Source organism: Bacillus sp. JAS24-2 (genome assembly GCF_008274905.1).
Lineage (GTDB): Bacteria > Bacillota > Bacilli > Bacillales > Bacillaceae_G > Bacillus_A > Bacillus_A cereus.
In genome coordinates this window covers 1,393,268-1,405,337 of sequence record NZ_CP031068.1, presented here as the reverse complement: position 1 = coordinate 1,405,337, position 12,070 = coordinate 1,393,268, and the positions used below count along the sequence as shown (strand labels likewise).

Here is a 12,070-nt window from a genome sequence, read left to right as displayed (position 1 = left end):
ACAACAAATAAATTGCGAGATATTTTACAATACAATCCATATTTTTTATTATTCGGCATTTCTCTTTTGAATTACCTAGTCATATATAATTAAAAGTGATAAGATATTGAATTGTTAAGATAAGAACATTTTCTGAGTTATGGAGGAAATGTCATGAAAAAAGACAAGAGACATTCTATTCGAGAAGCAATGAAAAAAAACTTAAGAAAAGAATACTTTTACTTAAAAAAAGAATTACTTTTCTACTGTCCAATTGATTTAGGCACATTCTCAAACGAGACATACTATGCTACTTTCGATGAAGATGGCATTAGTATTTATCAGTATGATAAAAAAACAGAAAGTAAATTAAAATTGTGTGAGCGTCATCCGTGGAAGAGTTGGAATAAAGTGAAGATTGATCACTATTTGACAACTTCTCAATTTATTTTTCAGGGTGAGCGAAATTGGATCTTATCTCTTTTTCAAAAAGGAAAAGAAGCTCAAAAAATTATTGAAGAGCATACATCTTTACAAACAGAAGTTGTTTCCCGCTCTTTCTTAAAAAAACTTCCTGGTTTTCGTTCTAATACACCACTGAATAAATACATCGGTAGTATTTGTTACACTGCACTTATTGCATTTTTATTAAAATGGATGATTCCATTTCAAGCACCACAAATCGCCCTGTATTCTATTTCGATTGGTTGTATGCTTCTTGGCCTACTTTGTTTGACAATCGGTTTAATTGAACCGACTATCGTACTGTTTCGAACAAAAGAGAAAACAAGAACAAAAGTTTTTTACTTATATAGCTATTTAGCTATTTCTGGATTTATATGTGTCTTTATTTTTTGGTAAAAGAAGCCGTCCCAAAATAAATTTTGGGACGGTTTTCTTTTAGATATAGATGCTCTAATTCACTCAATAGTTCTAGCAAAAGCGCCCATATAATTTCATTTACATTGAACCTTATTTAAGAAGAACATAAATTTGTTCAAAGTTTAATTTTTGAAATGTTTCCTTCACTTAACATATAATTGTTGATTAGGATAAATTAGCTCTTGCTGCAATCCATTTTTTTCTTTAATTTCCTTAAGTGTCATACTAAATTTCCGTGCAATACTAACTAAAGTATCCCCTTTTTGTACGACATATAATGATGAAGAAACAACTTCATTTCTTTGTTCATTTAAAACAAGCAATGGGTTCATCGCATTCTTTTTCGCCATCGTCCATCTTCCTTGATGAAGTTCTAGATGTAAGTGTGCACCTCGCGATTCTCCCGTGTTCCCTACTTCTCCAATTTTTTCTCCTTTGGAAATATAATCTCCTTGCCCCACATATCTCTTATTTAAATGTGCATATACAGCCTCATATTCTCCGTGTTTAATAAATACAACATTTCCATAACTACTTGAATAATAAGACTTCGTTACCCTACCATCTTGAATAGCTGCCACAGGCGTTCCAATCGGCGCAGCTACATCAATACCATAGTGTTTTCCATGCCTTGTCCCAAAATAATCACTTATCTGACCTTCAACAGGCCATGTCCATCGATTTTCTTCTGCATAAACATGTAATTGAGATACAAACAGCATACTCAATAACATGACGCCGCATTTTAAAACTTTCATATACATCCTCCGTTTTCTAATTACCACCATACCTTCTCTATTTTGGTATATTACAGAAAAAAGTATACAAAAAAAGAAAGTGAATTACTCCACTTCCTTCTCTTTCTTATCACGAAAAACTAATGCACTACGGTTATACTCCACATCTTTCACTTGTAATCGGGCATTTATTACTCGAGCTATCGCAAACAAATAATCAGATAATCTATTTACATACTTTAAGACAACTTCATTTATTTTCACTTCTTTTTGCAATGATACTATAGAGCGTTCTGCTCTCCTTACAACAGTACGTGCAATATGAATAGTAGCCGCCGCCTCGCTACCACCTGGCAAAATAAAGCGTTCTAATGGCGGGGCTTCTTCTATATATAAATCAATCTTTCTTTCTAAACTTTCAACCATCTCAATTGTCACTTTATAAGGAATTTTTTGTTCCACTATTGCCAAGTCTCCTCCGCAATCAAATAGTTCATGTTGAATATTTTCGAGCTCATTGTAAATATCTCTAAAAGCCCCGCCTTGAACCTTAGTCATTGCATATCCAATATGAGAATTTGCCTCGTCTATTGTTCCATACGCTTCCACACGGATATCATCTTTATCAACCCTGCCACCTATTACACTTGTCGTTCCTTTATCTCCTGTTTTTGTATATAATTTCATTTCTTCACAGCACCCTCTCTTGTTATTCTTGATTCGACCAAGATAGAAAAAAGTTCTACCATTCTTTATTTAATTGAGTTTACAAAAAAATAAAAAACAGCAGAACTTTATTCATTATCAACTTTAAAAAAGCATATCTAAATTATACGATTCGGTAAATATACAGAGAATGTAGTTCCTTCTCCAACAACACTTGATACAGAAATTTTACCGTCATGGCCTTGAACAATATTTTTCGCAATTGCAAGCCCGAGTCCTGTTCCACCCTTTTTCCCACGTGTTCTTGCTTTATCAGCTTTATAGAAACGATCAAATAAAAATGGAATATCCTCTTCTGGAATGCCTACACCCGAATCTTGTACTTCAAAAATGAGGCCATTATTTTTCGTATCAATTACAAGCGTTACATGTCCACCCGCATTCGTATGACGAATTGCGTTATCAATCAAGTTCGTCAACACTTGTTCCATCCGATCTGCATCAAACGCATATTCTTCAATCTGATTCCGGAAATCAACTGTTAGTTCAACTTCTTTATCCTTTGCAATCCCTTGGAATTTACGACCAATTTTTTCCACAAACGGATGTATGTCCACTTCACCAATATGTAACTCTACGTGACCGCTTTCCATACGAGCTAAATCTAACAATTCATTTACAAGTTTACCTAAACGAACGGATTCATCATAAATGATTTGAACAAACTCATCTATTTCCTCTTTCGTTTGCACAATATCATCTAAAATCGCTTCACTATACCCTTGCAGCATGACCATCGGTGTACGAAGTTCATGTGATACATTCGCAATAAAGTCTTGACGCATTTTCTCAAGACGACGTTCTTCCGTCATATCTCGCAGTACCGCTACAGCCCCACGAATTTTCGTTTGATTGTAAAGTGGTGTCATAAGAACTACATAGTTCCCTTTTTGTAAATTAATTTCAACAACTTGTTGTTGCTCGCTTTCTACAACGAGATGGAATAGTTCCACAAGTTCAGAAGGTAATTTTTTACTTAACTCTATCTCTTTTTCTTCTTGCCAAACTTGTAAGAAATGTTCAGCCGGTGGATTAATAACTACGACTTCACCTTCTTGATTTAACGTAATAACTCCATCTGCCATACTACTCAAAATACTGGCTAACTGTTCTTTTTCTTGCTGCAAAGCATTCATATTAAACTTCAACTGTTTACCCATTTGATTTAAGGCCGTTGCCAGCTCACCAATTTCGTCCTGAGATACCATAGGAGCCTTTGCATCAAATTTCCCACGTGACACTTCAAAAGCAACCTCACGCATTTTACGAAGCGGTGCTGTAATCCGAGTAGATAAGAAGAACGCAAAGAAAGTTGTTAATATAATCGCAATCCCAGCGGCTAAGAAAATGAAATCAGTCGTTCTCTCCATATCTTTTATTGGCACTTGTAAAGATTCATATACGAACACTGCGCTTTGATTTTTTGATTGCACTGGTTTCCCAACGATCACAATATCATTTTCAGTGCTTTTATTCTTTCTACTATCAGAAGCTTTTCTAATGTTGTTCTTAATTTCTTTTTTGTCCGTAAAAACAGCGGCTAATTCTTTATCTTCTTTTAAATTATCCATTGTAAGGGTGACTAACCCTTCTTGTTTCGGTGAAGAAGAGATTTCCTTGCCATCTTCTACAATAATAATCCTTGAAAGTGGATCAGAGAATTTGTACGCGATGTTCTCAATCGTTTTTACATCGGCACCTTCTTCAATTAATTCCGTAACACTTGTTGCGACTTTTTGAAGTCTATTTTCACTCATATCAACATAATACGTTCTAAAAAATTGTGAAAGTAAAATCGCAACAAATCCAAGAACAAACGAAACGAGAAGTAATATGGTCATCCATAACTTCCCTACTACACTTCTCCAAAGCATCAGTCGTTCACAACCTCAAATTTGTAACCTACACCCCAAACAGTAACAATCATTTTCGCTGCATCTGGTGATTTTTTGCTTAACTTCTCACGTAAACGCTTTACATGTGTATCAACTGTACGTAAATCTCCGAAGAATTCATATTGCCATACTTCTTTTAACAGCTGCTCACGATCGAATACTTTATCAGGAGCTTTCGCTAAAAATAATAGTAACTCATATTCTTTCGGCGTTAAGTTTACTTCATTGCCATCTGCAGTAACACGGTGTGCATCGTTATCAATTGTTAAGTGAGGGAATACAGTAACATCTTTTGTCGTTGTATCTTGTGTAAAGAATGTTGTTGGTACAGCACGACGTAATACCGCTTTCACACGTAGCACGACCTCACGTGGACTAAACGGCTTTACAATATAATCATCTGTTCCAACTTCAAATCCTTGTACTCTATTTACTTCTTCACCTTTTGCTGTCAGCATAATAATTGGTGTCGCTTTCTTCTCACGAACCCCTTTACATACTTCAATGCCATCTTTACCAGGCATCATAAGATCTAATAAGATTAAATCGTAATCATTTTGCAACGCCATTTCTAAAGCTGTATCACCATTATCTGCTTCTTCAATCGTATATTGTTCTCTTTCTAAGTACATTTTCAATAAACGACGAATACGATCCTCATCATCTACAATTAAAATTCTTGATTCATTTTCCATCTCTACCCGCTGCGTACTCTCACCTCAGCGGTTCACACCTACCCTTCTTTAACTATTATGTTGCGCTATTCTCGTTTATTTAAGCAATCTTCTAAATGTTTCACTTCCCATATTATGCTTCACAAGAATAATAAATTTTGTTCAATTTTTTTCCAAAACTATGTATTTTTTTTGAACTGTATATAATGTCCTCGACATCATTTTACAAAATCAACCGCTACTTTGTCATGTTTTTCTCAAAAAAGAAGAAAAGTTGACAAAAATAAAATAGGAAAGTGACATGCACTCTCCTATTTTATTTCTCTATGCATATGAATGTAAACCGGCAATAATTAAGTTTACTACAATAAAGTTAAACATAATGATTGCAAAACCAATTACTGCAAGCCAAGCTGATTTCTCCCCATGCCACCCTTTAGATAATCGTAAATGTAGTACTGCAGCATAAAAGAGCCACGTTATAAGTGCCCAAACCTCTTTCGGATCCCAGCCCCAAAAGCGCGTCCACGCTATTTGAGCCCAAATCATCGCAAAAATTAATGCACCTAATGTGAAAACTGGGAATCCAATTGCAATAGATCGATATCCGATTTCATCTAGTAGATCACTATTCGTATTCTTTACTAACGGCTGAAGTGCCGCCGATACTCGCTTCCGTAAAACGAGTCTTAATACAATATACAGTAATGTTCCAACTAACACTGACCAAATAACAGTATTTAATTTTTTTGCATTTACAATTGCTGGAACTTCAACTGCCGGTTCTAATTTATTTTCTGTCAGTAACTTCCCTTCATGCGGTCCAACTAAAGCCGGAAGATTGTACTTCATTTCCAGTTGTTGTTCATTTTTATCAATCCATTGAAACTTCGCTTCATATTTCATACTAGAAAATACCGTTGTTACTCCAATAAATCCAACTGTACAAACAAGTGTAAATACTACCGTCTCTAGCCAAAATGTACGTTTACTTCTCGTCGATTGATCTACATTTTTCAATAAATACATAACGCCTGTAATAAAACTAATCGCTAAAATGGCTTGTCCTGCTGCTGCAGTCGTCACGTGAATATGTAACCAATTACTTTTTAAAGATGGAATAAGCGGAGATATTTCCCTCGGAAACATACTTGCATAGGCAATTAATAAAAGCGCAACTGGTAATGCAAATAGTCCGATTATGCTTACACGGTACATAAAATACATGACAATAAATGCTCCTACAAGCATCATGCCGAAAAATGTACCGAATTCAAAAAAGTTACTAACTGGCGCATGCCCTGATGCAATCCACCTTGTAACAAAATATACTGTTTGTGCTATAAACCCTAAAATTGTAATCGTTATTCCTACATTTGCCCATTTATGACCCTTTTCTTTAATGGCTCCCCCAAAAAATAGAGTCGCAATTAAATATAAAATAAATGCGGTAAAGAGAAAGTTACTACTTATTTGCACCATATCGTTTCCCCACCTTAACTAATTTTTTTATCAATTACTTTATCATTTGGCTGTGGAATTGCTGTACCTTCTATTACTCTTTCAATATCTTTCTTTAAACCGAACCAATTTTTATTTGTATGCCCTGCAATCCACCATTCATCATTAACACGTTGTATCCAAATACGGCGATGATTCCAATACATACCTTGAATGACACCAACCATAAATATAAATCCTCCAATGCCGAGAATCCAAAGCGTTAAATCTTTTCTTACAGTAAGTGCTGTTGCATTTTGCATTTCAACACCTGCAAACGACATTTTATATTTGTTGTTTCCATCTGGTTCTATATTTTGCTGAATACCAACAAAACTCACTTCACCATCTGGTGTTTCAGGTGTAAACATTTTAAATACAAATGCAGGATTGTTTGGTAATTTCGTTTTCGTATTTGGTTTTCCATTCTCATCAAAATAAAAATCAGGAAAATAGCTTAATAGTTCTAGAGAATAACCAGTTCCTAAATCATATTTTTCCTTAGGATTCGTTAAATCTACTTTAATCGGTCCCCACTTTTGATTATTTTCTTTATTTTGTAAGTTAAAGGACATACTTTTAAATTCACTTTCTTTATAATCCACTTGATACACTGCAAATTGATCAAATTTCAGTGGTTCATTCACTCGAATTTCCGCTTCTTTTACTTTTTCTAATTTCGGTTTTTGTCCTGCTATATTTTCTCCTACTGCTTTATATAATACGGCATTCGTTTGGAAGTTTTTCGCAATCATTTTATCGCCTACACGATCAATCGCTTCATCAAAAACTTCCTTGTCCTTACTTTTATCATAAACTTCTTTTATAAATTTCTCGTTTTTTAAGTAGTATTGTCCATCCGTCCCTGGTATCTCTTTCGTTTCACCGTCACGTAACCAAAGTGCTTCGTCTACGTACATACTCGGTAAAAAACGAAGCATCGCACCGAATAAAAAGATAATAAGACCGATATGATTTACATATGGACCCCAACGCGAGAAGCGTCCCTTTTCTGCTAAAACGTTTCCGTCTTCCACTTTCACGTTATAGTTTCTTTTCTTTAAATTCTTTTGCACTCTTTCCAGGTCACCTTCTTGCGGTGTACCAGTCCCATATAATCTCTGTCTCTTTAAAAAGCTAGGATGTCTTTTTACGCCTTGCTTTTTTAAAGCTTTATAAAGTGGAATAACACGGTCTAAACTACATATCACAAGTGAAATACCGATAGAAGCAATCAAAATCATATACCACCATGAACCGTATAAATTATTAAACCCTAATTGATAGTATAATTGTCCTAAAAATCCGTATTCTTGTTTATAATATTCAGCTGGTGCAATCCCTGGAGTTATGTACATTTCTTGCGGAAAAATAGTTCCTATCGCTGATGCAGCTAAAGTTATTACGATTAGCCATACACCCACTTTTACAGAAGAGAAAAAGCTCCAAATTTTATCGATTATCGTTTTTGTCTGCGTGAGAGATCTCCGTGCACTCCCCTCATAGCGCATATCCAATAGTTTTGTATTTTCATTGCTTTCAAATGGTTTCCCGCAAGCTTCACAAAAAACGGTTCCTATCGGATTAACATGTCCACATTCACATTTAATTTCTTTCAACACTCTCACCGCCCCTGTATCTATATGTACTATTGTATATTCTAACCTCGAGTTACCGCAATACTCAGAATTTTTAAACCAGAGGCACTATAGACACGCACCCCTTATGTAAAGGCTTTCTTTATTACGGAGTAATTTTCTTTAAATACCCTTCTAACTGTTCTTTCGTTTGTTCACCTATAATTTGCTCCACTACTTTTCCATCTTTATCAATCAAAAAGCTTGTCGGTAATGGACCTACTCCATATGTTCCTATAATCTTTTGTCCTTTATCAATGGCAACTGGGAATTTCAAACCATACTGGTTCACAAAGTTCTTTACTGCAATATCCGTTTCATCTGCATCTAACGCTATGATTTCAACACCTTTTTCTTTATACTTTGGATATAATTCATTCATATAAGGCATTTCTTTTTCACAAGGTTTACACCACGTGCCCCAAAAGTTTAAAAATACACCTTTTCCCTTTAAATCTTTTAGTTCAATTTTCTTCCCTTCTAAATCCGTCACAACAAAGTTAGGTGCTTCTTTTCCGATTTGCATTTTCTCTTTATTAGCAAAGAATCCTTGATAAAGGGTAAATCCTACAGCACCACATAAAATGAGTAGAATAATAACGCGAAATAATAAGCGATTTTTCTTCATATTACTTCTCCTCTCCTCGATAAATGTTATGTATTATCTTCTGTAAATGTTGTATTGAATAAATCACCAGCAGAGCACTCCACTGGTGAATTTTTAACTCTATAGCTTATCTTGGCTTTGTAGAAGCAAGCGCGCGTAATTGTTTCACCTCATGTGGTGTCAATTCTCTCGCATCACCAGGTCGCAGGCTTCCTACTTCTAAGAAAGCATAACGTTCACGTTTTAATTTCACTACTTTACAGTCTAACGCTTCAAACATACGACGTACTTGACGATTACGTCCTTCATGAATTGTTAATTGTACAATAGCCATTTCTTTACGCTTGTCCCAAGAAATAATTTTCACACGTGCTGGTGCTGTTTTACCGTCTTCTAACGTAACACCGCGTTCTAACATGCGAATTTTCTCACCTGTTAATGGCCCTTTTATTTTTGCAACATATGTTTTTTCAACTTTATATCTAGGATGCATTAATACGTTTGCGAAGTCCCCATCGTTTGTCATTAATAATACGCCAGACGTATCATAATCTAAGCGTCCGATTGGGAATAAACGTTGTGTAATTTCCGGGAAAAAGTCCGTTACAACACTTCTTCCTTTATCGTCTGATACACTTGAAATTACGCCAGTTGGTTTATATAGTAAAAAATAAACAGGTTCTTCTTTTTCAAGAGGGATGTTATTTACTTCTACTTTATCTTGAGGAGTTACTTTTGTCCCTAACTCCTTCACTATTTTTCCATTAACTTTCACTTTTCCTTGCTGAATTAATTCCTCAGCCTTTCTTCTCGATGCAATACCTGCTTGCGCAATCACTTTTTGTAATCGTTCCATTTCTTTTTTTCACCTCGAATTTATCTTACCTTACATTAGAAAGACTTGGCAACCGCATACGCTTTACGGCTATTCGCTTCATCTTACTTAAACAACATAGCGATGATAATAAACATATAAAGGTCAAATCATGTTTTTACCCTTTATTATTGTCCATATTTTTCATATTTCTCACAATAAAAGTTCATCATTTTGTCAAAAATACCACATAAAAAAACCACTATTAAGCTACACCTTAATAGTGGTCGTATACGTATTATAAGCGAAATAGCGTAAAAAATGAATAGTATTACTGAAACAATAAAGAAACGAACACAATTGAGCATATAATCCCGATTAAATCTGCAAAAAGTCCTACTTTTAGTGCATCCCCCATTTTTCTGATCCCAACCGCTCCAAAATATACAGTTAAAATATAGAAAGTCGTATCTGTACTCCCTTGCATCGTAGAAGCCAATCTCCCAATAAACGAATCTGGCCCATATGTGGCAATTAAATCGGTCGTAATACTTAAACCAGCAGAGCCTGAAATAGGGCGTATAAGTGCTAGTGGAACAATTTCTGCTGGAACATGGATCAAATCTAACATTGGCTTCATTACCGATATCATTGCGTCTAACGCACCTGAAGACCGGAATATAGAAATAGACACAAGCATTCCAACCATAAACGGTAAGATGGAAATTGCAATTTGAATCCCTTCTTTTCCTCCCTCAACGAACGATTCATACGTCGGTACTTTCTTTATTGTGCCATATAAAAGGATAAAACCAATTACACAAGGAATTACCCATAAGGAAATTGTATTTACAATACTCATTTTTTCCGCCCCTTTCTACTCCTTCTTCGGTAAAAATAGCGGTCAATCCAAATTGCTCCAATCATAGAAAGTACTTGTGCAATAAATGTTACCCCAACAATTTCAGTAGGATTCGCTGATTCATACGTCATTCGAATGGAAATGACTGTCGTAGGAATTAATGTAATGGCTGATGTATTTAATGCTAGAAACGTCACCATAGAACGGCTCGCCGAATCCTTTCCTCCATTTAACTCTTTCAGTTGTTCCATCGCTTTAATACCAAGAGGGGTTGCTGCATTACCTAGACCAAAAAAGTTTGCCATCATATTTGATAGAATAAATCCCATAGACGGATGATCCTTTGGTATTTCTGGAAACAACCTTTTTACTATCGGCATAAAAAGTGTAACTAATTTTTTTAACAATCCGGCTTCCTCTGCAATTTTCATTAAACCGAGCCAAAATACTAAAACACTAATAAGTCCTATACAAATCGTTACCGCATCTTTTGCTCCGTCAAATACAGCTTTATTCACTTCTTCCATCGTTCCATTTATCATGGCGTATACAATCCCAATGACAGCCATCGCTACCCATACGAGATTAACCATCGTTCCCAACACCTATCATGTAAGAAAAAATTTCTTTCACATTATTCCAGTAAAGTCCCGTTGTAGCTACTAACTTCCGTTTACTATAAAATAAATTCCGTTCTCCAACTTTCTCATTACCAACATAAATGTCTGTCTTCCCAACCTTTACTCCATCCGTAAGTTTTATACTTTTATGGAGTTCAACTTTTAATACTACGTTCTTTTTTTCTTCTTCAGTTAACGGTACCGAAAAACTATTTTTCGTATAAACATGGTTGGCATACTTCTTTTCATTTATTTCAGCAATTGCTCCTTGTCCTAAAACTTTCGTTTGTTTGAAACGTTCAAAACCTTTATCAAACAAATTCATATGATCATCCCAATCACTAGAGGCACTCAAAGTTACGACAATTAAATCTAGTCCATCTTTTGATGCCGTTGTCACAAGCGTTCGCCCAGCTTTCTTCGTAAAGCCTGTTTTTCCTCCTGTTGCAAATTCATAATAAGACGTTACCAGCTTATGTTTATTTTTCCACGGGTAATCCCAAGAATCTGATTTATATGTTTTGGTTCCAAAGATTTTCTTAAATGTCTCGTTTCCCATTGCATATTTCGTTAATAATGCCATATCGTAAGCCGACGAATAATGTGATCCATCTCCATCTAAGCCATGAGGGTTTGAGAAGTGCGTATCTTTCATTCCAATTTCTTTCGCTTTTTGATTCATTAAATATACGAATCCATCTATACTCCCACCCACACTTTCAGCAATTACTTGCGCTGCGTCATTACCAGATCTAAGCATGAGTCCGTATACTAAATCTTCTAACTTCACTTTTTGTCCAGGCTTTAAATAGATTGCCGATCCTTCCACCCTCACCGCTTCATTACTAACTGATACCATTTCTTTCATCTTCCCTGATTCAGCAGCTAATAAGGCGGTCATAATTTTTGTTATACTAGCAATTTTTTGAGGCTCATGTTCTGCTTTTCCGTATAATACACGACCAGACTGTTGCTCCATTAATACAGCATTTCGAGCACTGACATTGCTGTTCATCTTTGCATATGTAGGAATCGGCATAACGCTTGCATACATCATAAGAAGCGTAATGATTACACAAATTCGTCTCATATTTCCCCCCACGTCCTTTTGGCACTTTTTGTACAAGTGTATGCTTG

Annotated in this window: 12 protein-coding genes; 1 reads left to right on the top strand and 11 read right to left on the bottom strand. The window is 35.4% G+C overall.

What is annotated here, in order from left to right; genetic code table 11:
• The first annotated feature begins 153 nt into the window (after window positions 1-153).
• Window positions 154-840, top strand: coding sequence for a hypothetical protein (locus DN407_RS07305; protein ID WP_000710837.1), 687 nt, complete (start codon window positions 154-156; stop codon window positions 838-840).
• 164 nt (window positions 841-1,004) lie between these two features.
• On the opposite strand, the gene DN407_RS07300 is transcribed toward DN407_RS07305, so the two are convergent.
• The 11 genes from DN407_RS07300 to DN407_RS07250 all read right to left on the bottom strand — a co-directional run bounded on the left by DN407_RS07300 (window position 1,005) and on the right by DN407_RS07250 (window position 12,023).
• A complete protein-coding gene (locus DN407_RS07300; RefSeq protein ID WP_000866125.1) occupies window positions 1,005-1,619 on the bottom strand; it encodes a peptidoglycan DD-metalloendopeptidase family protein in 615 nt (204 codons plus the stop codon).
• Between the two features lie 84 nt (window positions 1,620-1,703).
• Window positions 1,704-2,285, bottom strand: coding sequence for a cob(I)yrinic acid a,c-diamide adenosyltransferase (locus DN407_RS07295; protein WP_000781277.1), 582 nt, complete (start codon window positions 2,283-2,285; stop codon window positions 1,704-1,706).
• Window positions 2,286-2,422: 137 nt separating this feature from the next.
• Window positions 2,423-4,198, bottom strand: coding sequence for a sensor histidine kinase ResE (gene resE, locus DN407_RS07290; RefSeq protein ID WP_000964697.1), 1,776 nt, complete (start codon window positions 4,196-4,198; stop codon window positions 2,423-2,425).
• Window positions 4,198-4,914 carry a DNA-binding response regulator ResD gene (gene resD / locus DN407_RS07285; protein ID WP_000426861.1) on the bottom strand — a complete coding sequence of 239 codons (717 nt, stop codon included), beginning with the start codon at window positions 4,912-4,914 and terminating at the stop codon, window positions 4,198-4,200. The genes resE and resD overlap by 1 nt, the downstream gene beginning before the upstream one ends.
• A gap of 303 nt (window positions 4,915-5,217) precedes the next feature.
• On the bottom strand, window positions 5,218-6,375 hold the full coding sequence (gene resC / locus DN407_RS07280; protein ID WP_000250081.1) for a cytochrome c biogenesis protein ResC: 1,158 nt from the start codon (window positions 6,373-6,375) through the stop codon (window positions 5,218-5,220).
• Between the two features lie 14 nt (window positions 6,376-6,389).
• Window positions 6,390-8,015 (bottom strand): cytochrome c biogenesis protein ResB, encoded by a 1,626-nt coding sequence (gene resB, locus DN407_RS07275; protein WP_000910547.1) that lies wholly within the window; start codon window positions 8,013-8,015, stop codon window positions 6,390-6,392.
• Between the two features lie 121 nt (window positions 8,016-8,136).
• Window positions 8,137-8,658 (bottom strand): thiol-disulfide oxidoreductase ResA, encoded by a 522-nt coding sequence (gene resA / locus DN407_RS07270; RefSeq protein WP_000742194.1) that lies wholly within the window; start codon window positions 8,656-8,658, stop codon window positions 8,137-8,139.
• Window positions 8,659-8,764: 106 nt separating this feature from the next.
• Window positions 8,765-9,493: a 23S rRNA pseudouridine(2605) synthase RluB gene (gene rluB, locus DN407_RS07265; RefSeq protein ID WP_000440556.1), complete on the bottom strand. Its 729-nt coding sequence runs from the start codon at window positions 9,491-9,493 to the stop codon at window positions 8,765-8,767.
• Window positions 9,494-9,782: 289 nt separating this feature from the next.
• Complete coding sequence (gene spmB / locus DN407_RS07260; RefSeq protein WP_000029514.1) at window positions 9,783-10,313, bottom strand: spore maturation protein SpmB; 531 nt, start codon at window positions 10,311-10,313, stop codon at window positions 9,783-9,785.
• Window positions 10,310-10,906 (bottom strand): spore maturation protein SpmA, encoded by a 597-nt coding sequence (gene spmA, locus DN407_RS07255; protein ID WP_000247811.1) that lies wholly within the window; start codon window positions 10,904-10,906, stop codon window positions 10,310-10,312. Before spmA ends, spmB begins: the two co-directional genes overlap by 4 nt.
• A complete protein-coding gene (locus DN407_RS07250; RefSeq protein WP_001252636.1) occupies window positions 10,899-12,023 on the bottom strand; it encodes a D-alanyl-D-alanine carboxypeptidase family protein in 1,125 nt (374 codons plus the stop codon). The genes spmA and DN407_RS07250 overlap by 8 nt, the downstream gene beginning before the upstream one ends.
• Between the last annotated feature and the right edge of the window lie 47 nt (window positions 12,024-12,070).

What these genes read in the sequence shown, in the direction of transcription:
- spmA (WP_000247811.1), bottom strand. Translation starts at nt 10,906, where the DNA reads ATGGTTAATCTCGTATGGGTAGCGATGGCTGTCATTGGGATTGTATAC.
- spmB (WP_000029514.1), bottom strand. Translation starts at nt 10,313, where the DNA reads ATGAGTATTGTAAATACAATTTCCTTATGGGTAATTCCTTGTGTAATT.
- rluB (WP_000440556.1), bottom strand. Translation starts at nt 9,493, where the DNA reads ATGGAACGATTACAAAAAGTGATTGCGCAAGCAGGTATTGCATCGAGA.
- resE (WP_000964697.1), bottom strand. Translation starts at nt 4,198, where the DNA reads ATGCTTTGGAGAAGTGTAGTAGGGAAGTTATGGATGACCATATTACTT.
- DN407_RS07295 (WP_000781277.1), bottom strand. Translation starts at nt 2,285, where the DNA reads ATGAAATTATATACAAAAACAGGAGATAAAGGAACGACAAGTGTAATA.
- resD (WP_000426861.1), bottom strand. Translation starts at nt 4,914, where the DNA reads ATGGAAAATGAATCAAGAATTTTAATTGTAGATGATGAGGATCGTATT.
- resA (WP_000742194.1), bottom strand. Translation starts at nt 8,658, where the DNA reads ATGAAGAAAAATCGCTTATTATTTCGCGTTATTATTCTACTCATTTTA.
- resC (WP_000250081.1), bottom strand. Translation starts at nt 6,375, where the DNA reads ATGGTGCAAATAAGTAGTAACTTTCTCTTTACCGCATTTATTTTATAT.
- DN407_RS07300 (WP_000866125.1), bottom strand. Translation starts at nt 1,619, where the DNA reads ATGAAAGTTTTAAAATGCGGCGTCATGTTATTGAGTATGCTGTTTGTA.
- DN407_RS07305 (WP_000710837.1), top strand. Translation starts at nt 154, where the DNA reads ATGAAAAAAGACAAGAGACATTCTATTCGAGAAGCAATGAAAAAAAAC.
- DN407_RS07250 (WP_001252636.1), bottom strand. Translation starts at nt 12,023, where the DNA reads ATGAGACGAATTTGTGTAATCATTACGCTTCTTATGATGTATGCAAGC.